Source organism: Acinetobacter sp. NPDC052428 (genome assembly GCF_044547685.1).
Lineage (GTDB): Bacteria > Pseudomonadota > Gammaproteobacteria > Pseudomonadales > Moraxellaceae > Acinetobacter > Acinetobacter lwoffii_G.
In genome coordinates this window covers 14,174-34,736 of the sequence record NZ_JBIUAT010000028.1, presented here as the reverse complement: position 1 = coordinate 34,736, position 20,563 = coordinate 14,174, and the positions used below count along the sequence as shown (strand labels likewise).

Here is a 20,563-nt window from a genome sequence, read left to right as displayed (position 1 = left end):
AGCAACGGTTCAACGTCTTAAAGCTAGACTTAAAAAGCTTGGGGTTCAATATGCTCGAATTGCGAGTGATCATTGGGATAGTTTTATCACAGCATTTCAATGTTGCAAGCAAGTGATTGGTAAGTTTTTTACCGTCGGTATTGAAGGTAACAATTTTAGAATTCGTCATCGAATAAGGCGTGGTTTTAGGAGAAGTTGCAACTTTTCTAAAAAGCTCGAAAATCATTTTAAAGCCTTTGATTTGACTTTCTTTTACCTTAATAACGGATTTGTTTAACGCCAGCATACTTTTTAAAACACCACCCATAATCATTCTAGATTGCTAAGAAGTTTGAGCTTTGGTGATGATGATTATGGTGCCAATATTATTGATGTCTTAAGAGCAATTAGTTATAAAAATCCTAAATCTTTACAACAAATTAAAGATTATCTAGAGCACAAATATCCTGATGAGAATACTCTATATGTATCGCATCAAGTAAGTGTAAATAAAATTACATTTTCTCCTTCAGTATTTAGTGTTCCCAGTGTAGATTTAGAAAATGATTTAATAGCTGTAATGATGCCTTTTTCAGGTTTTGATAGTGTCTATTCCTCTATTAAAGAGGCTGCCAAAGGATCTGGTTTTAGATGTTTAAGAGCTGATGATATTTGGGATAACAGTACGATAATTCAGGATATATTTGATTTAATATTTAGAGCTCGAGTAGTAATCGTCGATTTTAGTGGTAAAAATCCAAATGTCATGTATGAAACAGGAATTGCACATACTTTAGGTAAACTAGTTATTCCAATTGCTCAAAGTGTAAGTGATATTCCATCTGATATGATTCATCATAGATCTCTAATCTATTTAAAGAATGGTGAAGGGTTAAAAAATTTAGAAAGTGAACTGTGTAAAAAGCTAACTCAACTAAATTACCATTAGGAACTGACTATGCAATTTAATTCTATCTCCCCAATCCCTGAAGATGACGACGAACTACATCTTCCTGAACTGGTGTACTGGGCATCTTTAGGCGATGTTGAACAGGTCGAAGAGGGCTTACAGGAAGGTCTGGACGTCAACTCAGCCGATGAAGAAGGCTATAGCGCCCTACAAGCCGCTGCTGAAAATGATCATCTGGACGTGGTCAAACTTCTGGTCAGCAAGGGTGCTGATATTGCACATCGCAGTCCTAATACTGCTTTAGAATTGGCCGAAATGGCCGGAAATAAAGACGTTGTGACTTATCTGAAAAGTCTGGCCGGTGGTGTCTGAATATAAAAAAGAACCTCAAATTTGAGGTTCTTTTTTATGGTATGAGCTTAGGCAGCATCACCTTCAAGCTCTTTTAAGATCGCTTCATTGAAAGCCGGTAAATCATCCGGATTACGTGAAGTAATCAGTACCCAGTCGCCAGTATTGCAGCGGTGAACCTGTTCATCAACCCATTTTCCACCGGCATTTTCCAGATCCAGCTTGATGCTCTTATATGAAGTCAGATTCTTGTCTTTGATACGCTGTGCATCAATCAAGGTCCATGGCCCATGACAGATTGCGGCAATCGGTTTGTGATTGTCGGCAAAATGCTGAATGATTTTCTGCGCATCCTGATTGATTCTCAAGGTATCTGCATTGACAGTGCCGCCGGGAATCACCAAAAGATCATAATCATTCGGATCGACATGGTCGAAACTGGTATCCGGCGTGTATTGGGTAGCAGCCTTGGTATCACCTTTGACCGTCGCGACATCTTCATTTTTTTCTGCAGCATGAATGACTTCAAAACCTTTGGACTTTAGAAAATTTAAAGGCTCAGTGAGTTCATCATGTTCAATGCCTTGATTGGATGTAATAAAGAGGACCTTTTTTACCATGATTGCTGTTCCCAAAAAATGTGAGGATTTTTAGCTTAACAATAAGGGAATTCTTACAATGTTGGAGTTTTAGCTCGGAACTGTTAAGCAATGATAAATAAAATAATAGGCAGAAAAAAAAAGCCCCGACATCCTGTCGGGGCTTTTTCGTATCTCGTGATTTAGGTATAACTCCTGTCGTACCTCACGTCCTGGTGTTGCGATGTTATTCTTGTTTTTAGGTCTTCGGAGCATCCTGCTCTCTATGTTTATAAAGTAATACACATCCCGGTAGCGCACTAGCAGCAGATTGCGGTTATTGTTGTACGCTTTGGCTTACATCAGCGCAGAGTAATTGAGCTGTGCAAGCCTAACCGGTTGTATTTCATTAAAAATGTACATCTAAGCCGATATAAGGACCTTTAAATTCAAGTTTTAAATTTGGACGTTGATCCTGCTCAAAATCTACCTGCATGATGCGATAACCGATTTTGGCACCGACATCGACCAGCAGATTATCAATGAAATCATATTGCAGTTCCGCCTGTACGTCGGTCTTACGGGTATCACTGCCGTGACTGTAAACTGCTTCCGCTTTGGCACTCATACCGGTAAATGGCAATTTAACCCCGGCTGTTGCATAGAGCAGTGGACTATATTCATCCAGATCGTATTGAGTGAAAGCGCCGGCAGTCAGGTTTTTTACCGTACCATCCAGATTGGTTAAACCTGCACCTATATCCGCATGCACAATGGTATCTAGCAATTCATAATACAGAATATAGTCAATATTGTTCAGCTCAATTTCTGAGGCATTGATAAGAGAACTCTGTTCGCTATGGCTGTCCAGATTGACGTATTTAATCTTGGCATTTGGTAACAATGGCACAGGATGTTCTACAGCGACAGATAGCTGCGCTGTACCTTGTCGATCTAGCTCATGCTTGAAATTGTTATCCTGACTATAGCCGTCAAAATCCCAGTAACTGAGATCTGCTTTCACGCCGATTACATCTGCATGACTGAGCGTACTGAGTCCAAAACCGAAGAATAAGGTGGTGAGTATTTTTGCGCGCATGGCTCTATTCCCTAAAGCTTTATTAAAATTGGAGGTGTCTGGTTACTTAAAAACATCTTCTTAATATGGAGTAGCAAGTGCATGATATAGAGAATTTCAAAAATGTATATCCTTGGATTTTGCAGGACAATAAGATGGTAGCGAGAAGCACACAACAAACGAAAGAGTATGCATTATATGTCGCCGGTCAGGCCGTTCAGACGGGTGAATGGTTAGAGGTCAAACATAAATATAACCACGAACTGTATGCCCGTGTCGCTTTGGCAGATGCCAACACACTGGAACAGGCGATTCAGTCTGCCGTAGATGCTGAAGCCGAAATGGCTGCCTTGGAGCCGTTTCAGAAACAGAAAATTCTGCTGCATTGCGTACGCCGTTTTCGTGAGATTCATGAAGAATTGACCGAAATTCTGATTGCAGAAGGGGGCAAGCCGCGTAAAGCAGCCGAAGCCGAAGTTGAACGTCTGATTAATACTTTCCAGATTGCCGCAGATGCCGTGACCCAGATTGATCAGGGACGTATGCTGCCTTTGGCCGTGACTGCAGCAGCATCCGGCTATCAGGGCATTGTGAAACAGGTGCCGATTGGTGCGGTGTCTTTGATCAGTCCGTTTAATTTTCCTTTAAATCTGACCGCGCATAAAATTGCTCCTGCGATTGCAGCCGGTTGTCCCTTTGTGCTGCAACCGCCTAGCCTGACCCCGATTTCTGCCTTAAAAATTGCTGAAATTCTGGCGGAAACCGATTTACCGCGAGGTGCGTTTTCGGTATTGCCCTGTCCGCGAGAGCTGGCTGATCTACTGGTCACCGATGAGCGTTTTAAATTACTCAGTTTTACCGGTTCCGATGCTGTAGGCTGGGATATGAAAGCGCGTGCCGGTCGTAAAAAAGTGGTCTTGGAGCTGGGTGGCAATGCTGCTGTCATGATTGAGCCAGATACCGAAATTAACGATGCCTTGATTAACCGTCTAATTGGCGGGGCGTATAACCATGCCGGACAGGTGTGTATCAGTGTGCAACGCATTTTGGTGCATCAGCAGATTTATACTGAAGTGAAGGACAAACTGCTGGCGAAACTGAAAACGATTAAAGCCGCTGATCCGAATCTGAGCACAACCTTGGTTGGTCCGATGATCAAGGAAGATGAAGCCAAACGCCTGAAAAAATGGCTGGATAAAGCCGTGAAAAAAGACGCGAAAATCCTGATTGGAGGCGAATTGAATGGTGTGATGTTCGCACCGACCTTGCTGGAAAATGTAGACCACAGTCTGGAAATCTACCGTGATGAAGCCTTTGGCCCGGTGGCAATTCTGGAAGCGTATGCTGATTTCGAATCCGGTATTGCCTGTATCAACCGCAGCTGTTTTGGCTTGCAAGCTGGAGTGTATACCCAGAATCTGAACAAGATGCTGTATGCCTGGGATCATCTGCATGTCGGCGGTGTCATTATCAATGATATTCCGTCTTTCCGGGTCGATAACATGCCTTATGGCGGGGTCAAAGATTCAGGTCTGGGTCGTGAAGGAATTCAGTCAGCCATTCGCGACATGCAGGAAGAGCGCATGCTGGTGATTAAAGCCTAAGTTTAGAATACTCATCGCTTCGATATCACAGGCAGCTTGTTTTAAATCTGCTTGTGATATTTAAACCGGTTTTTAAAGAGGTCAAAATTCCATGAGAGAATTTGATTTCCCATATCACGGCTTGGTCATTTGCCTTAGTATGAGCCGTTTCATCTTCAAATAATGATCTAAAAACAGATGCTGGATCAGAGTCTTGGAATACATTTTTTGAAACAGCGACCCTGTAGTAAAACTTAAGAAAAATATATTCCAAAAAGTTTGTCAATATATAACTTGTTTAATCTGGCTTATTTTGCAGAATTATTGAACGCTTAATTCGAATAGATTATAAATAACGAATATTTTAAGCAGAATTTACAGAAAAAATTTAAAAAAGTCAGTATTGTTAAATCATCTACAAGGTCAGTTTTTCGATCAGACTTTAAGCAAGATGTAAGACCTGCTGACCTGTTTGTACATTAGAATTCGACGCCCACAAGGTGCCCTCTAATTCAAACACCCAAAATTATTGAAAATGCTTCTTTTTTTGCTTGCGCCATAACCATAACAAGCAGCATCTAAAGGGGTTAAAAGTTTAGGTGTTCTATGACAGAAACTCGTGAGAATTGGTCCGCACGATCAGGATTCATTATTGCAGCGATTGGTTCCGCCGTTGGCTTGGGGAATATCTGGCGTTTCCCTTATGTTGCCTATGAAAATGGTGGCGGGGCATTCCTGATCCCTTATCTGATTGCGATTTTCGCAGCAGGTTTACCTTTATTGTTTTTAGACTATGCGGTCGGACACAAGTTCCGTAAAGCACCGCCTATGGCCTATAAAAAACTCATGAATGCCGAATCCTTGGGTTGGTGGCAGGTCATGGTCACTCTGGTGATCGGAATTTACTATGCCAGTGTCTTGTCTTGGGCCGGCAGCTATATGTTCTATTCCTTTGGACAGCAGTGGGGCACAGATACTCAAGGCTTCTTCTTCAATACTTACCTGCAAAATGGTGAGGGCCTGACTTTCGGTTTCGTACCTGTACTGTTCTTCGGTCTGGTAGTCGTTTGGGCAGCAGTCATGCTGATTCTTTACGGTGGCGTACGCCGTGGGGTAGAACTGGCGAATAAAATCTTTATGCCATTGCTGGTGATTTTATTCACGATCCTAGTGATTCAGGCAGTCCGTTTACCGGGTGCAGTCGATGGTTTAAATGCTTTCTTCACGCCGAACTGGGAAGCGATGGCCAACTATAAAGTCTGGTTAGCCGCTTTTGGTCATATCTTCTTCTCATTGTCAGTGGGCTTCGGGATCATGTTGACCTATGCATCTTACCTGAAACGCAAAACCAACCTGACCGGTTCCGGGATCGTGGTGGCACTGGCCAACTCGTCTTTTGAAATCCTGGCGGGTATTGGTGTCTTTGCCGCGCTTGGTTTTATGGCATTCAGCTCAGGTGCGAAAGTTGAAGATGTGGTGTCCGGTGGTATTGGTCTGGCCTTTATTGCGTTTCCGAAAATCATTTCCAGTTTAGGTGCAGGTGGTGACCTGTTCGGTTTCCTGTTCTTTGGTTCATTGACGGTGGCGGGTATTACCTCCATGGTGAGCATCCTGCAAGTTCCGATTGCTGCATTCCAGGACAAGCTGGGCTGGTCAAAGAACAAGTCAGTGACGATTATTGCTGGTGGTTCAGCAGTGATTTCTACCCTGATGTTCTCGACACATAGTGCGATTACCTTTGTCGATATCATCGACTACTTTGCCAATAACATCGGTATTGTCGGTGGTGGTCTGTTATCGATTATTCTGTTGTCGTGGTTCCGTCGTCCATTAATGAAACAGCTGGAAGGCCATGTGAATGAGTTTGCCAGCGTGAAACTGGGTGCGAGCTGGAAGTTCATGCTGACGGTGATCACGCCGTTGTCCTTATTACTGGCATTAGGCCTGACCCTGAAATCGATCATGGCAGAAGGCTATGGTGATTATCCCGCGAGTACGCTGTGGATGATCGGTGGGGGCACTCTTGCATTCTTTATTCTGGGCGCCATTTTGTTCAGTCTAGTTAAAGACCGTCACAGCTAGGAGAGCGAATATGAATACATCTGCACTAATCATGATGATCATCTCTATCGTTTTATTATGGGGTGGTCTGGTACTGGCTGTGATTCATCTGGCAAAAAATCCGGAAGAACCAGAAGACTAAAAATCTTCACATAAACCTACTGTTGCCATAAACGGAAGTCATTATCATCCTTGATGATAATGACTTTTTTAATGGCTGATGCTTTGACATGATTTCCGTTTCAGATGGACAAGTCTATCTTTAAGTGAAAGAGGACTCCACCCGACAGTCAGGGTGGAGGTGAATTTCACAGATTTTAACCTTGTTGGTTTTGAATGTAATTTTTAATAATATCCAAAGACGCACCACCGCACGACCCTGCAAAATAAGACCTTGACCATAAAACAGGTTTTGCATAACTACCACGTAAATCTAAAAATTCATTCCGCATTCTTCTGCTTGTTACCGATTTTAAATTATTCACCAACTTACTAAGCTGAACAGTTGGTGGGTACTGAATAAGCATGTGAACATGGTCAGCCTCACCATTACATTCTTTTAGTTCTGCATCAAAATCTTTGCATATTTCGGCTACATACTCACTAAAATACTTATGATGTAGATCATTTAGGATTTTCTTTCTGTACTTTGTAATAAATACTAAGTGTACGTGTAAGTTAAAGGCTGAATAGCGGTTTTTATAGATTTCAGTCATTGTTTGATTGTTCATTTAATGATAGCATTTGATTATATTAACACATACATACTCATTTATGAAAATCAACAAAGCGTATAAATTTAGGCTTGAGCCTAATGCAGAGCAGGAGCTTGTTTTAAACAAGTTGCTTGGCTCTGCACGTTTTGTTTGGAATCAAATTTTAGCTGTATCGTTCGAGATGCTTGCTAATAATGAGCGAATCAACAAAGTTAATTTAGTCAATAAAATTCCTGAATTACGAAAAAAACCTGAGTGTGCTTTTCTAGAAAACAGTTCAAATGGCGTTTCACTTCAACAAAAAGTGCGTGATCTTGGTGATGCCTGGGGGAAGTTCTTTGACCCGAAAGAACAAGCCAAGTTAAAGCAAAAACCATTTAAAGCCAAAAAACCAAGATTCTTCAAATTGCCTGATGGTCGTGAAGTCCAACTTAGACCACTTATGCCACGATTCAAAAAGAAATCTAATGGCTATGATTCCATTCGTATTGTTCAATTTGATAGATATTGCTGGGTTAAAGGTAACCAAGTTAAGTTACCTAATGACATTGGCATTGTGAAATTCAGAAAATCACAAAATATTGTGGGTGAGATTAAGAACGTCACAATCTCAAAGCATGTCGGAAAATGGTATGTGTCATTTGGTGCTGAAAACACAATAGAAACACCGATACACCCATCAGAATCAGCCATTGGTATTGACTTGGGTATTAAGAAATTAATTACAACGTCTAGTGGTCAAGTATTCGACCCGATCAATAGTTTCAAGGCCAATCAGGTAAAGTTAGCTAGGCTTCAGCGCAAGCTGAGAAAGAAAAACAAGTTCAGTCAAAATTGGAAAAAGCTGAATCTCAAGATCAATAAATTACACCATCATATTGCCAATATTCGGCATGACTACTTGCACAAAGTCACCACAACGCTCAGCAAAAACCACGCAATGATCGTAGTTGAGGACTTAAAAGTAGCCAATATGTCGAAGTCAGCCAAAGGCTCAATCGAAGAAAAAGGAAAGAATGTTAAAGCTAAATCAGGCTTGAACAAATCAATCCTGGATCAAGGTTGGTCAATGCTTGTTAATATGTTGGTGTACAAACAGCAATGGCGAGGTGGTTTATTCGTTAAAGTTGACCCTAGATATACAAGTCAAACTTGTAGTTCATGTGGTCATGTTGCAAAAGAAAATAGGCTTACTCAAGCAGACTTTGAGTGTGTCAGTTGTTGTTTTAGCGAGAATGCAGATATTAATGCATCTCGCAACATTTTGGCGGTGGGACACACCGTTTTGTCTGTGGAGGGTGGATGCGGTAAAGGTCACCTTGCGAAGCAGAAAGCAAGTGAAATCCGTAAGGAATTCACCTAGGAGCTTTTGCTTTTAGAATCCCCCACTTGAACATCGTGAAAGTGGGGGGAGTATGTCAAACAGCCTTTGCCGTGACTTTATTTGCCGGGCTGGCCACCGTGGTGGGTGGGGGACTGGTATTATTCTTAAAAAAACCTAATTTCCGCCTGCTGGCCTTTGCTGCCGGGGCCATGATTTATGTCTCTTTAACCGAAATTTTGAACAAATCGATCGCGTCCTTTAGCCTGGATTTTGATGAAAAAACCGGTTTTGCCTTTGGTACTTTTGCTTTTTTACTGGGTGTGGTTCTGGTGTTGTTGCTGGATCGCTTTGTGCCGAATCCACATGACACGATTGAAACCCATTCTGCCAAGGGGGTCAGTTCACCTCAATTACTGCGTACCGGCATGCTGACCCTGTTTGCGATTAGCGCACATAACCTGCCGGAAGGACTGGCGACATTTTTTGCCACGCTGGAAAGCCCTGCTTTGGGCGCGCCGTTGGCGGTGGCAATTGTGATTCATAATGTACCAGAAGGTGTGGCGATTGCCTTGCCGGTCTATATGGCCACCGGCCGTAAAGATTATGCGCTCTGGGCCAGTTTGGTTTCCGGACTGGCAGAACCATTGGGGGCAGCGCTCGGTTATTTTATTCTGGCACTGGATGAATTATTGCCGACGGCAAAACGCTATTCTGAAGGTCATGAAACAGTCTATGGGCTGGTCAGCGGCATGGCGGCATTGGCGAGCAGTCTGGTAATTTTTAAGTTTATTCAATAAACCTCATATTCACTAAATCACAAGCCATAAAAAAGGCAGCTTGCGCTGCCTTTCATTTTAAACACATGACTTATGCAATTTTTTCTATACGGCAATAGAAGAAGCCGTCGCCTTGATCCGCTTTCGGTAACAATTGACGACCGTGAATCTGTTCGATGCCCCAATCGACTTCGATTTTGATTTCTTTGGCATCGGCATGTTGAGCAAAGAATTCGACCATCTGCTGTTCGTTTTCGGCTTTCAGAATTGAACAGGTGATGTACAGCAAAGTACCACCGACTTTCAGTTGCTGCCACATATTTTCCAGAATCTGCTTTTGCAGCTGTACCGTTTGCGGAATATCTGTAGAGTGACGTAACAAGCGAATATCCGGATGACGACGGATCACACCAATTGCAGAGCATGGTGCATCCAGTACGATACAATCGACCGGCTCCGGAGCGGTCCAGGTGATCGCATCAGCCGCGATAATTTCAACGTCGGCATATTCAGTTAACAGTAAACGTTCCAGATTTTCTGCCACACGGACTAAACGTTTAGCATCCTGATCAATGGCATACAGTTTTTTCGGGCTGTATTTTTCCAAGATATGCGCAGTCTTACCCCCTGGCGCAGCGCAGGCATCTACTACGATTTTGCCTTCAAGGTCAGGAACTAAGGTCGCACACAGCTGGGCATGTTCATCCTGCACCGAGAAACCGCCGGCTTCATAGCCCGGCAGGTTCGGAATATGCACATTCTGTTCCAGTACAATCCCAACTTCAGAAAGAGTACAGGCACGTGCTTCATAGCCTTCTTCTTCCAGAATTTCCAGATATTCATCACGGCTGACCTGATTGATATTGACACGCAAGGTAAGCGGCGCAATCTGTTTCAAGTCATGTGACAGCTCGGCAAGCTGTTCCGGCCAGTCTTTCTTTAAACGCTTGTAGAGCCAGCTTGGCAGGCCATGCGCCTGATTTAAAGCCAGGTCAAATTCTTCTGTTTCACGTGAAACACGACGCAGTACCGCATTGACCAGACCGCTTAAAGGTTCAAATCCCAGCTGTTTGGCTGCAGTGACGGTTTCTGAAATCGCAGCATGTGCCGGAATACGCGTACATAGAATCTGGTACAAACCCAAATATAAGCAGCTTTCTAGAGCCTGGTTATCAAGAGGTTTGGTTAATAGCGGCAGGGTGATGGCTTTCAGGCCATGCCACTGACGTAAACAGCCTAGCGTTAACTCGTGATAAAGACCACGGTCACGTTCAGACACAATATTAATATGTTGATTGAGTACAGAAGCAAGTGATTGGCCATTTTGTACAGCCAATAGCGTTTTTACAACTTGCGCGCGCAAATTCAAATTTTTAGCTGATGATTGAATTTGGCTCATGCGAATTTATATCCTACCGATAGTTTTTGAGTTTGATTAATTTGAACAGCATTCAGGGCTTTGCCGCCTGGCCATTGCAGATTGGTGATGCAAATGACATTTTGATCGCCACACATCACATGCACGCCATCTTTATCCAGGGCAATCACTTCACTAGGCAGGGCATTGCTTGCCTTTTGTGTGGAAAGTGATGAATTCCAGATGCGTAAATTGTTGCCGTCATCTAGCGGGGTGAATGCCACTGGCCAGGGATTAAAGGCACGAATATTACGGTCAATATCTGCTGCAGGCTGGGTCCAGTCAATTTGTGCTTCGGCTTTTGTCAGTTTATGCGCGTAGACAGTCAGATTTTCATCCTGAACTTCACGGGTCTCAAGATAATGCTGTAAAGTCTGTTCCGATTCGAGCACGGCCACAATCGCCTCAGCACCTTGCAGCGCCAGTTTGTCATGCAGGCTGGCAGATGTATCTTCGGCGCTAATCGGGCACAGTGTTTTATACATCATGTCCCCGGTATCCAGACCGGCTGCCATTTTCATAATGGTCACACCTGTTTCGATATCGCCGGTAGCAATCGCGCGCTGAATCGGGGCTGCACCGCGCCAGCGTGGCAACAGCGAACCATGAATATTCAGGCAACCATATTTTGGCGTATCCAGAACCACTTGTGGCAGGATCAGGCCATAAGCTGCCACCACCATCACATCTGCATTTAAGGCTTTAAGTTCCGCTTGCGCCGCCAGACCTTCTTCAGTCGATGACTTGAAATGTAAAGGCTGATAGACCGAAAGATGATGTTCAAGCGCTAACTGCTTCACCGCAGATGCCGTGAGCTTTTGTCCACGTCCGGCCTTGCGGTCCGGTTGAGTATAGACCGCCACAATTTCATGTTCGGTTCTAAGCAACGCAGCCAATGCAGTCGCTGCAAATTCTGGTGTGCCTGCAAATATGATCTTCACACATGAAATTCCAAATAAACTTAAAAGCTATTATAAGCCAAAAGCCAAATTTCAGCCTAATCGTTGCAAAAACTTATCCGAGAAGCTTGGTGAGTGCTTGAATTTCAGTGGAATTTTTATATAAAAAAAACTCATGCAAATTGTAAAAATTATTCATGAAAGTTTTGTATTGTCCTGATGATGATGATGGCGGTATAGTAGATTTCATTAAGAAATTTTTATCGTCAGATCATCCAAATCTCTCTATAGACATTTTTGCCTGTATCTACACCCAAAAGGCCATCTTGTAAATCAAGGGCTTGTAGTATGATAGGTTTAAAATTCAACTGATTTAAGCTCCTTGTCAGTATGATTTAGCCAGAGTGGATCTGCCCGATTCATTGCAAGCTCAAACTTTGTTGGAAATATAAAATGCCTGACTATCGTTCAAAAACATCGACACACGGAAGAAATATGGCTGGCGCACGCGGTTTATGGCGTGCCACCGGCATGAAAGATGAAGATTTCGGTAAGCCGATTATTGCGGTGGTGAACTCGTTCACCCAGTTTGTACCGGGTCATGTGCATCTTAAAGACCTGGGTCAGCTGGTGGCACGTCAAATTGAAGCGTCAGGCGGCGTGGCCAAAGAATTCAATACTATTGCGGTCGATGACGGCATCGCGATGGGTCATGATGGCATGTTGTATTCATTGCCTTCGCGTGACCTGATTGCAGACTCGGTCGAGTACATGGTCAATGCCCATTGTGCCGATGCGATGGTATGTATCTCGAACTGTGACAAGATCACCCCAGGCATGTTAATGGCCGCGATGCGTCTGAACATTCCAGTAGTATTTGTCTCTGGCGGTCCAATGGAAGCGGGCAAGGTCAAAATCCGTGGCAATGAAAAAGCCATTGATCTGGTTGATGCCATGATTGTTGCAGCAGATGACAGCTTCACTGATGAAGAAGTTGCTGAATATGAACGTTCAGCTTGCCCAACCTGTGGTTCATGTTCAGGCATGTTTACCGCAAACTCGATGAACTGTTTGACTGAAGCACTTGGTTTATCGCTTCCGGGCAATGGTTCAACGCTGGCAACCCATGCCAACCGTAAAAAATTATTCGAGCGTGCGGGTCAATTGATTGTTGAAATCACTAAACGTCATTATGAGCAAAATGACTACAGCTTATTGCCACGTTCAATCGCGACCAAAGCAGCGTTTGAAAATGCGATGACTTTAGACATTTCCATGGGTGGTTCAACCAATACGGTTCTACATTTGTTGGCAGCAGCACACGAGGCAGAAGTCGACTTTACCATGACTGATATCGATCGTTTGTCACGTAATGTGCCAGTTCTTTGTAAGGTTGCGCCGGCGAAGCAGGACGTGCATATGGAAGATGTACACCGTGCCGGTGGCATCATGTCGATCCTGGGTGAACTGGATCGCGCGGGCTTGCTGGATACTTCTGTTCCAACCGTGCATGAAAAAACTTTAAAAGATGCCTTGGATAAATGGGACATCATCCGTACCGAAGATGAAGAGGTGTATCAATTCTTCAAATCGGCACCGGGCGGTGTTCCGACCCAGACCGCATTCTCGCAAGACCGTTACTATGCGCGCTTAGATGGTGACCGTGACAATGGCGTGATCCGTAATGCAGCCAATGCCTTCTCACAAGATGGTGGTCTAGCGGTACTTTACGGCAACATCGCGCTAGAAGGCTGTATCGTAAAAACTGCGGGTGTGGATGATTCAATCCTGAAATTCAACGGGACTGCACGTGTGTTTGAAAGTCAGGATGCTGCAGTTGAAGCCATTCTTGGCGGCAAAATCACTGCGGGTGATGTCGTCGTGATTCGCTATGAAGGTCCACGTGGTGGCCCGGGTATGCAGGAAATGCTGTATCCAACCAGTTACTTAAAATCGAAAGGTTTGGGTAAAGACTGCGCACTTTTAACGGATGGCCGTTTCTCGGGTGGTTCGTCTGGTCTGTCGATTGGTCACGTGTCGCCTGAAGCGGCTGAAGGCGGTGCAATTGGTCTGGTGGAAGATGGCGACCGTATCGAAATTGATATTCCAAACCGTACCATTCACCTGGCAGTGGATGATGCAACCATGGCAGCGCGCCGTGAAGCACAAGAAGCCAAAGGCTGGCAGCCTGCTGAACAGCGTCCGCGTAAAGTGTCTAAAGCACTGAAAGCGTATGCGATGCATACTACTAGTGCGTCGAAAGGTGCGGTACGTGATATCTAATTTGTAATTTTACAGATTTAAATAGCACTCCAGATGGGGTGCTTTTTTTATACAAGAAACTATCTTAAAATGAAAGAGGACTCCACCCGACAGTCAGGGTGGAGGTGAATTTCGTAAGTTTTTTAATTTAGCTTTAATTCGTTTTTATGTTAAAATAAAAGAAATATAACATTGTATTTAAATAAGTTTTAAAAAAAATGAAAATCAACAAGGCGTATAAATTTAGGCTTGAGCCTAATGAAGAGCAAGAGGTTATTTTAAACAATCTTGTTGGTTCTGCGCGTTTTGTTTGGAATCAAATTTTAGTTGTGTCATTTGAAATGTTTGCAAAGAATGAATTTATCAATGCAACCAATTTGGTGAATAAAATCACCAGTCTTAAAAAGAATCCTGAATATGCTTTTTTAGCAAATCATTCTAATGCTGTTTCCCTACAGCAAAAAATTCGTGATCTGGCTTCGGCTTGGACAAGGTTTTTCAATGCAAAAGAACATGCAAGATTAAAAGAAAATAAGCGTAAACCACGCAAGCCCAAATTCCTCAAACTCACTGATGGTTCTGAAATCCAGTTACGCCCACTGATGCCTAGATTTAACTAACTGTGCGAAATTCCCCATCTATAATCTTCAATTTAGGTGGGGATGGATAGCACGACTTTTCGTTATTCGGGTCTTTCTTGATTTTTTATATATTCACGAATTACATCAATTGTCGCACCACCTGTTGTAAGCAAGCAATAAGCCCTAGTCCAAAGTACAGGCTTCCAATAATACTGCTTTAGTTCTGCATCAAATTCTTTGCGTATAAGTCTGCTAGATACCGTTTTGAGGTTATTTATAAACTTGCTTGGCATGATATTAGGGTGCATTTCTAGTAATAAATGAATGTGGTCAGCTTCACCATTAAACTCAAGCAAGTCAATTTCCCAATCTTGACAGTTCTTTCTTACGATTTCTTCAAGGCGATTGAGCATTTCATTTGTAAAGCATTTTCTCCTGTATTTTGTTACCAACACTAAATGATAAGTTAGCTTATAAACACAGTGGTAATGTGACTTCATGTTATTTACACCAAGATTAATACTTGTTAAATTATAGGTATGAATGAAGTTCAAATGAAAGCCTACAAGTATCGTATTTATCCGAATGGTGAGCAAAAAGTGCTAATCGAAAAGCACTTCGGCTGTGCTAGGTTTACTTACAACTGGGCTTTAGCACTTCAACAAAAATATTATGATGAACATAAAAAATCACTGAGCCGAAAAGATATTCAGGATCAGCTTGTGAGTATGAAAAAGCAAGAACAATACTCATGGCTCAATGAGGTGAACAGTCAAACCCTACTTAGTGGATTACTTCATGTTTATACGGCTTTTGGAAACTTCTTCAAAGGTCGGGCGAAATTCCCCAAGTTCAAGTCTAAGAAAATTCCACAACGATCATATCAATGCCCTCAACATGGTAGTGTTGATTTTGAAAAAGGCACACTGAATCTACCTAAATTAAAAGGCATTAAAGCTGTATTTAGTCGTCAATTTGATGGAAAGATTAAAACTATCACTATTAGTAAAACAGCAACAGGAAAGTATTACGCATCAATTTTAGTTGAAACTAATCAAGCCAAAGTAACAGCATCAATAATTGAGGCAGATAAAACCATTGGTATTGATTTGGGCTTAAATCACTTGTTGATTCAGTCGGATGGTCAAAAAATTGAAAATCCAAAATATTTACGACAAGCTCAAAATGGATTAGCAATTCAGCAAAAGATATTTGCTCGAAAGAAAAAAGAATCCAAGAATTATCAACGTCAGAAATTAAATGTTGCATGTATCTATGAAAAGGTACGTTTGCAACGCTTAGACCTACATCACAAACTAACGCATCACTTGATCTGTGAAAACCAAGCGACCACGTATGCATTAGAAGATTTAGGAATTAAAAACATGGTTAAGAACAGTAAACTAGCCAAGTCCATTTCGGATGTGGCATGGGGGCAATTCTTAACGCTGTTACAATACAAAGCTGAATGGTATGGCAAGAATGTTTTGAAAATTGGTCGATTTGTACCAAGTTCAAAAACTTGTTCTTGCTGTGGCTATAAGATGGAAAAGTTACCGCTAAGTGTCAGATTGTTTGAATGTCCAAGTTGCAACTTGGTTGAAGATCGTGATGTGAATGCGAGTATAAATATCCGTAATTTCGCTTTAGCTGATGCACTAGGGCTTCGTGCTGTGTAAAGAGTTCCTGTGCCACAATACTTGTCAGCGCAAGTGTGGCATCGAAAGGTGTAATCAATTTGATTGCATGGGTCGCAAAGATTCCCCCACTATAACTTTCAGTTTAGTGGTGGGAGTATGTCAAGAAAAAATCAGATGGTTACGATTCAATTAGATTGGTGCAATTTGATAAATATTGTCGAATTGAGGGTAATCGAGTTAAGCTGCCAAATGGCATAGGATTTGTGAAATTTAGAAAATCACAAGATATTCTAGGCACAATTAAGAATGTGACAATCAGTAAGAGATCAGGTCATTGGTATATTTCATTTGGCAGTGAAAAAGAGTTATTGGAAAATCCAGTACATCCATCCAAAACCGCAGTTGGTGTTGATTTAGGTGTCAAGAAATTAGTCACAACATCTGAGGGTGAGGTATTTAACCCAAAGAACAGTTTTAAAACCAACCAAATTAAATTAGCTAAACTTCAACGTAAGTTGAGCAAAAAAGTGAAGTTTAGTGAAAATTGGAAAAAGTTGAACACCACAATTAACAAGCTACATTATCATATTGCCAATATTCGGCATGACTACCTACATAAAGTCACGACAACTCTCAGCAAAAACCACGCAATGATCGTAGTTGAGGACTTAAAAGTAGCCAATATGTCGAAGTCAGCAAGTGGCACAATCGAGAAAAAAGGAAAGAATGTCAAAGCCAAGTCGGGCTTAAACAAGGCAATCCTAGATCAAGGTTGGTCAATGCTTGTTGATATGTTGGAGTACAAACAACAATGGCGAGGTGGTTTACTCGTTAAGATTGACCCGAAATACACAAGTCAAACGTGTAGCTCCTGCGGTCATGTTGCAAAAGAAAATAGGCTTACTCAGGCACATTTTGAATGTGTTGCGTGTGGCTTTAGCGAGAATGCGGATATTAACGCTTCTCGTAATATTTTGGCGGTGGGACACACCGTTTTGTCTGTGGAGGGTGGATGCGGTAAAGGTTGCCCGATGAAGCAGAAAGCAAGCGAAATCCGTGAGGAAGTCACCTAAGAGCTGATGCTTTTAGAATCCCCCACTTGAATAAAGTGAAAGTGGTGGGAGTATGTCAAACAATGGCCTTAAAATAAATTGTCCAAGACCGACACTTAAAATCGGTCATCGCCCAGGAAGAGAATAATGAGTAAAGATAATATCCGCGAGCATTCTGCCCCTGTTTATGAAGGTATTGAAAATGCACCAGCGCGTTCCATGATGCGTGCTACCGGTTTTAAAGATGCCGATTTTGAACGGCCATTTATTGGCATCGCTTCGACCTGGGCCAATGTCACGCCTTGTAATATGCATATTGATGGTCTGGCCAGAACCGTAGAGCAGGGCGTGAGTGCGGCGGGTGGCAAGGGCATTATCTTTAATACCATTACCATTTCAGATGGCATTTCCAATGGCACCGACGGCATGAAATATTCCCTGCTGTCACGGGAAGTGATCGCAGATTCGATTGAAACCGTGGTCGGCTGTCAGGCTTATGATGGTGTGATTGCCATTGGTGGCTGTGACAAAAATATGCCCGGCTGCATCATGGGATTGGCGCGCCTCAACCGTCCGGGGCTGTTTATTTATGGCGGAACCATCAAACCGGGTGAAGGTCATACCGACATGATTTCAGTGTTTGAAGCGGTGGGTCAATATGCCAAAGGTGAAATCAACGCGATTCAGGTCAAGCATATTGAAGAGGTTTCCTTGCCAGGTCCGGGTTCGTGTGGCGGTATGTACACGGCCAACTCGATGGCCTCTGCGATTGAAGCTTTAGGCATGAGCCTGCCGGGCTCTTCGGCACAGGAAGCGGTATCGGAAGACAAGCAAATTGACTGTGCCCGGGCCGGTGAAGCGGTGATGAACCTGTTGCGACTGGATATTAAGCCGCGCGACATCATGACCAAAGCCGCCTTTGAAAACTCGATTAAAGTCTTGATTGCGCTGGGTGGTTCGACCAATGGTGTACTGCATCTTTTAGCCATGGCACATACAGCAGGAGTGGAATTGAGTCTGGATGATTTCGTGCGGATTGGTAAAGATATTCCGGTGGTGGCCGACGTGCGTCCATCAGGTAAATATCTGATGTCAGAACTGATTGCGATTGGTGGAATTCAACCACTGATGAAGCGCATGCTGGATGCCGGCATGCTGGATGGCTCATGTCTGACGGTCACAGGTAAGACGCTGGCAGAAAATCTGGCCGATGTGCAGGACTATCCGGAAGGCCAGCAGATTATTCTGCCTTTTGATGCGCCAGTGAAAAAAGACTCACATCTGGTGATTCTAAAAGGCAATCTGTCACCGAAGGGCGCGGTCGCCAAAATTACCGGTAAGGAAGGACTGCATTTTGCTGGCCCGGCTCGCGTGTTTGAAGGTGAGCAGGGTGCCATGCGCGGTATTCTGGATGGCGAAGTCCAGCCGGGTGAAGTGGTGGTGATTCGTGGCGTTGGTCCCAAAGGTGGCCCGGGAATGCCAGAAATGCTGAAACCGACCTCTGCGATTATCGGGAAGGGCTTAGGCGCTTCAGTTGCCCTGATTACCGATGGACGCTTCTCGGGTGGCAGTCACGGTTTTGTGATTGGTCATGTCACCCCCGAAGCTTATGATGGCGGCCCGATTGGTCTGGTACAAAATGGCGACCAGATTTCAATTAATGCGGAAACCCGGGAAATGACCTGGCATGTGGATGAGCCGGAGATTGCAGCACGTCAAGCAGCCTGGATCAAACCAAAACCGAACTATACCCATGGAGCACTGGCCAAATTCGCCAAACTGACCTCAGGTGCAGAAACCGGGGCGGTCACTGACTTGAATCTTGACCTCTAATCCATTGTTAAACATTGAACATTTGTTTATCTTAATCGGGCGTAAGACCCTCACCGACAGTCAGGTGGGGGATACAAGCGAGTGGCGATAGCCATATTAAAGATAATGTTTTCTTGGTTTTATTGCTTATTTTTGCTATAATTCAAACACTACAATTCTTTTATAAACAATGATTTAATGAAGATTTTACAACACTACAAGTTTAGGCTTCTGCCTAACCAAGAACAGGAAATATTGCTTAATCAAGCAATAGGTTCTGCTCGTTTTGTGTGGAATCAAATTCTCGCTAAATCATTTGAAATGTTTGCTAAAGATGAATATATTCGTTACGAAAGCATTGAAAAAAAATTAGTACCCCTTAAAAAAACACCTGAATTTTCTTTTCTTGGTCAAACATATTCAGCTTGCTTACAGCAAAAAATACGTGATCTTGCTCAAGCATGGGGTAAGTTTTACAACAAAAAAGAACAAGCTCGTTTAAAGCAAAACAAGCGGAAACCACGTAAACCCAATTTTTTTAAATTGGCTGATGGTGGTGAGATTGAGCTTAGACCACTCATGCCAAGATTCAAGAAGAAATCAGATGGTGAACAATCTTTTAGACTTCCATTTGCAGATTGTGAGGTTATTGGTGATCGAGTTTCTTTGCCTAAAAAAACAGGTTGGATAAGATTTAAAAAATCACAAGAAATTGTTGGTAAAATCACAAGTATTACAATTAAGAAAATTTGTGGGCTTTGGTATGTTTCATTTTGTACTAACCGTGAAATCGAACAACCAATTCATCCATCAAAATCTGCAATTGGTGTTGATCTTGGCATTAAGAAATTAATTACAATATCAACAGGTCAGGTATTTGACCCAATCAATAGTTTTAAAGCCAATCAAGTAAAGTTGGCTAGGCTTCAACGCAAGTTGAGAAAGAAAACCGAATTTAGTCAAAATTGGAAAAAACTTAATTTAAAGATCAATAAATTACATCATCATATTGCCAATATTCGGCATGACTACTTGCACAAAGTCACGACAACTCTCAGCAAAAACCACGCAATGATCGTAGTTGAGGACTTAAAAGTAGCCAATATGTCGAAGTCAGCCAAAGGCTCAATCGAAGAAAAAGGAAAGAATGTTAAAGCTAAATCAGGCTTGAACAAATCAATCCTAGATCAAGGTTGGTCAATGCTTGTTAATATGTTGGTGTACAAACAGCAATGGCGAGGTGGTTTACTCGTTAAAGTTGACCCTAAATATACAAGTCAGACTTGTAGTTCATGTGGTCACGTTGCAAAAGAAAATAGGCTCACTCAGGCAAACTTTAGTTGTGTCGAGTGTGGCTTTAGCGAGAATGCAGATATTAATGCTTCTCGCAACATTTTAGCGGTGGGACACACCGTTTTGTCTGTCGAGGGAAGATGCGGTAAAGATCGCCCTGTGAAGCAGAAAGCAAGTGAAATCCGTGAGGAAGTCACCTAAGAGCTTTTGCTTTTAGAATCCCCCACTTGAGCTAGTCGAAAGTGGGGGGA

Annotated in this window: 18 protein-coding genes and 2 pseudogenes; 14 read left to right on the top strand and 6 right to left on the bottom strand. The window is 42.8% G+C overall.

Annotated elements, in window-relative coordinates; translation table 11 throughout:
- The 3 genes from ACIG3F_RS12900 to ACIG3F_RS12890 form a co-directional block, all read left to right on the top strand.
- A partial coding sequence (locus ACIG3F_RS12900; protein WP_396470225.1) for an IS1 family transposase occupies positions 1-277 on the top strand: 277 nt, incomplete at its 5' end.
- 54 nt (positions 278-331) lie between these two features.
- Entirely contained in the window at positions 332-928 is a 597-nt protein-coding gene (locus ACIG3F_RS12895) for a hypothetical protein (RefSeq protein ID WP_005249493.1), read from the top strand.
- A 9-nt stretch (positions 929-937) separates the two neighbouring features.
- Complete coding sequence (locus tag ACIG3F_RS12890) at positions 938-1,261, top strand: ankyrin repeat domain-containing protein (protein WP_004280804.1); 324 nt, start codon at positions 938-940, stop codon at positions 1,259-1,261.
- A 47-nt stretch (positions 1,262-1,308) separates the two neighbouring features.
- Here ACIG3F_RS12890 and ACIG3F_RS12885 read toward each other — a convergent pair whose 3' ends face one another.
- Together ACIG3F_RS12885 and ACIG3F_RS12880 are read right to left on the bottom strand one after the other, a co-directional pair.
- Complete coding sequence (locus ACIG3F_RS12885; RefSeq protein ID WP_005249496.1) at positions 1,309-1,860, bottom strand: type 1 glutamine amidotransferase domain-containing protein; 552 nt, start codon at positions 1,858-1,860, stop codon at positions 1,309-1,311.
- Positions 1,861-2,227: 367 nt separating this feature from the next.
- Entirely contained in the window at positions 2,228-2,917 is a 690-nt protein-coding gene (locus tag ACIG3F_RS12880) for a TIGR04219 family outer membrane beta-barrel protein (RefSeq protein ID WP_396470224.1), read from the bottom strand.
- Positions 2,918-3,051: 134 nt separating this feature from the next.
- On the opposite strand from ACIG3F_RS12880, the gene ACIG3F_RS12875 reads away from it, so the two are divergent.
- The 3 genes from ACIG3F_RS12875 to ACIG3F_RS12865 all read left to right on the top strand — a co-directional run bounded on the left by ACIG3F_RS12875 (position 3,052) and on the right by ACIG3F_RS12865 (position 6,682).
- Positions 3,052-4,500, top strand: coding sequence for an aldehyde dehydrogenase family protein (locus tag ACIG3F_RS12875; RefSeq protein ID WP_396470223.1), 1,449 nt, complete (start codon positions 3,052-3,054; stop codon positions 4,498-4,500).
- Between the two features lie 585 nt (positions 4,501-5,085).
- Positions 5,086-6,561 carry a sodium-dependent transporter gene (locus ACIG3F_RS12870; protein ID WP_180038258.1) on the top strand — a complete coding sequence of 492 codons (1,476 nt, stop codon included), beginning with the start codon at positions 5,086-5,088 and terminating at the stop codon, positions 6,559-6,561.
- A gap of 10 nt (positions 6,562-6,571) precedes the next feature.
- Positions 6,572-6,682, top strand: a complete 111-nt coding sequence (locus ACIG3F_RS12865; protein WP_004647694.1) for a methionine/alanine import family NSS transporter small subunit — start codon at positions 6,572-6,574, stop codon at positions 6,680-6,682.
- Positions 6,683-6,857: 175 nt separating this feature from the next.
- Here the strand turns inward: ACIG3F_RS12865 and tnpA (ACIG3F_RS12860) are convergent, their stop codons facing one another.
- Positions 6,858-7,271, bottom strand: a complete 414-nt coding sequence (gene tnpA, locus ACIG3F_RS12860; RefSeq protein WP_005249500.1) for an IS200/IS605 family transposase — start codon at positions 7,269-7,271, stop codon at positions 6,858-6,860.
- A gap of 43 nt (positions 7,272-7,314) precedes the next feature.
- On the opposite strand from tnpA (ACIG3F_RS12860), the gene ACIG3F_RS12855 reads away from it, so the two are divergent.
- Both ACIG3F_RS12855 and ACIG3F_RS12850 read left to right on the top strand, forming a co-directional pair.
- Positions 7,315-8,619 carry an RNA-guided endonuclease InsQ/TnpB family protein gene (locus tag ACIG3F_RS12855; RefSeq protein WP_396470222.1) on the top strand — a complete coding sequence of 435 codons (1,305 nt, stop codon included), beginning with the start codon at positions 7,315-7,317 and terminating at the stop codon, positions 8,617-8,619.
- 32 nt (positions 8,620-8,651) lie between these two features.
- On the top strand, positions 8,652-9,377 hold the full coding sequence (locus ACIG3F_RS12850; protein WP_085064415.1) for a ZIP family metal transporter: 726 nt from the start codon (positions 8,652-8,654) through the stop codon (positions 9,375-9,377).
- A gap of 70 nt (positions 9,378-9,447) precedes the next feature.
- On the opposite strand, the gene rsmB is transcribed toward ACIG3F_RS12850, so the two are convergent.
- Positions 9,448-10,755 carry a 16S rRNA (cytosine(967)-C(5))-methyltransferase RsmB gene (gene rsmB, locus ACIG3F_RS12845; protein WP_085064401.1) on the bottom strand — a complete coding sequence of 436 codons (1,308 nt, stop codon included), beginning with the start codon at positions 10,753-10,755 and terminating at the stop codon, positions 9,448-9,450.
- Complete coding sequence (gene fmt / locus ACIG3F_RS12840) at positions 10,752-11,714, bottom strand: methionyl-tRNA formyltransferase (protein WP_044109793.1); 963 nt, start codon at positions 11,712-11,714, stop codon at positions 10,752-10,754. The genes rsmB and fmt overlap by 4 nt, the downstream gene beginning before the upstream one ends.
- Positions 11,715-12,125: 411 nt before the next feature.
- Here fmt and ilvD (ACIG3F_RS12835) point away from each other — a divergent pair, with 411 nt between their 5' ends.
- Together ilvD (ACIG3F_RS12835) and ACIG3F_RS12830 are read left to right on the top strand one after the other, a co-directional pair.
- Positions 12,126-13,955: a dihydroxy-acid dehydratase gene (gene ilvD / locus ACIG3F_RS12835; RefSeq protein WP_026055737.1), complete on the top strand. Its 1,830-nt coding sequence runs from the start codon at positions 12,126-12,128 to the stop codon at positions 13,953-13,955.
- 197 nt (positions 13,956-14,152) lie between these two features.
- Positions 14,153-14,548, top strand: a pseudogene (locus ACIG3F_RS12830) (helix-turn-helix domain-containing protein); the annotation flags it as partial.
- 68 nt (positions 14,549-14,616) lie between these two features.
- On the opposite strand, the gene tnpA (ACIG3F_RS12825) reads toward ACIG3F_RS12830, so the two are convergent.
- Complete coding sequence (gene tnpA / locus ACIG3F_RS12825; protein ID WP_071850135.1) at positions 14,617-15,015, bottom strand: IS200/IS605 family transposase; 399 nt, start codon at positions 15,013-15,015, stop codon at positions 14,617-14,619.
- Positions 15,016-15,069: 54 nt separating this feature from the next.
- On the opposite strand from tnpA (ACIG3F_RS12825), the gene ACIG3F_RS12820 reads away from it, so the two are divergent.
- From ACIG3F_RS12820 to ACIG3F_RS12805, 4 genes and pseudogenes are all read left to right on the top strand, one after another.
- Positions 15,070-16,194: an RNA-guided endonuclease TnpB family protein gene (locus ACIG3F_RS12820; RefSeq protein ID WP_396470220.1), complete on the top strand. Its 1,125-nt coding sequence runs from the start codon at positions 15,070-15,072 to the stop codon at positions 16,192-16,194.
- A 122-nt stretch (positions 16,195-16,316) separates the two neighbouring features.
- A pseudogene (locus ACIG3F_RS12815) lies at positions 16,317-17,228 on the top strand (RNA-guided endonuclease InsQ/TnpB family protein); the annotation flags it as partial.
- A 126-nt stretch (positions 17,229-17,354) separates the two neighbouring features.
- Complete coding sequence (ilvD, locus tag ACIG3F_RS12810) at positions 17,355-19,040, top strand: dihydroxy-acid dehydratase (protein WP_004647688.1); 1,686 nt, start codon at positions 17,355-17,357, stop codon at positions 19,038-19,040.
- A gap of 177 nt (positions 19,041-19,217) precedes the next feature.
- Positions 19,218-20,513, top strand: a complete 1,296-nt coding sequence (locus ACIG3F_RS12805; protein WP_396470219.1) for an RNA-guided endonuclease InsQ/TnpB family protein — start codon at positions 19,218-19,220, stop codon at positions 20,511-20,513.
- Positions 20,514-20,563: the final 50 nt, after the last annotated feature.

Bases quoted from the DNA above. Each gene is read 5' to 3' on its own strand.
- ACIG3F_RS12875 (WP_396470223.1), top strand. From the start codon at position 3,052: ATGGTAGCGAGAAGCACACAACAAACGAAAGAGTATGCATTATATGTC.
- ACIG3F_RS12855 (WP_396470222.1), top strand. From the start codon at position 7,315: ATGAAAATCAACAAAGCGTATAAATTTAGGCTTGAGCCTAATGCAGAG.
- rsmB (WP_085064401.1), bottom strand. From the start codon at position 10,755: ATGAGCCAAATTCAATCATCAGCTAAAAATTTGAATTTGCGCGCGCAA.
- tnpA (WP_071850135.1), bottom strand. From the start codon at position 15,015: ATGAAGTCACATTACCACTGTGTTTATAAGCTAACTTATCATTTAGTG.
- tnpA (WP_005249500.1), bottom strand. From the start codon at position 7,271: ATGAACAATCAAACAATGACTGAAATCTATAAAAACCGCTATTCAGCC.
- ACIG3F_RS12870 (WP_180038258.1), top strand. From the start codon at position 5,086: ATGACAGAAACTCGTGAGAATTGGTCCGCACGATCAGGATTCATTATT.
- ilvD (WP_026055737.1), top strand. From the start codon at position 12,126: ATGCCTGACTATCGTTCAAAAACATCGACACACGGAAGAAATATGGCT.
- ACIG3F_RS12890 (WP_004280804.1), top strand. From the start codon at position 938: ATGCAATTTAATTCTATCTCCCCAATCCCTGAAGATGACGACGAACTA.
- ACIG3F_RS12865 (WP_004647694.1), top strand. From the start codon at position 6,572: ATGAATACATCTGCACTAATCATGATGATCATCTCTATCGTTTTATTA.
- ilvD (WP_004647688.1), top strand. From the start codon at position 17,355: ATGAGTAAAGATAATATCCGCGAGCATTCTGCCCCTGTTTATGAAGGT.
- ACIG3F_RS12805 (WP_396470219.1), top strand. From the start codon at position 19,218: ATGAAGATTTTACAACACTACAAGTTTAGGCTTCTGCCTAACCAAGAA.
- ACIG3F_RS12880 (WP_396470224.1), bottom strand. From the start codon at position 2,917: ATGCGCGCAAAAATACTCACCACCTTATTCTTCGGTTTTGGACTCAGT.
- ACIG3F_RS12885 (WP_005249496.1), bottom strand. From the start codon at position 1,860: ATGGTAAAAAAGGTCCTCTTTATTACATCCAATCAAGGCATTGAACAT.
- ACIG3F_RS12820 (WP_396470220.1), top strand. From the start codon at position 15,070: ATGAAAGCCTACAAGTATCGTATTTATCCGAATGGTGAGCAAAAAGTG.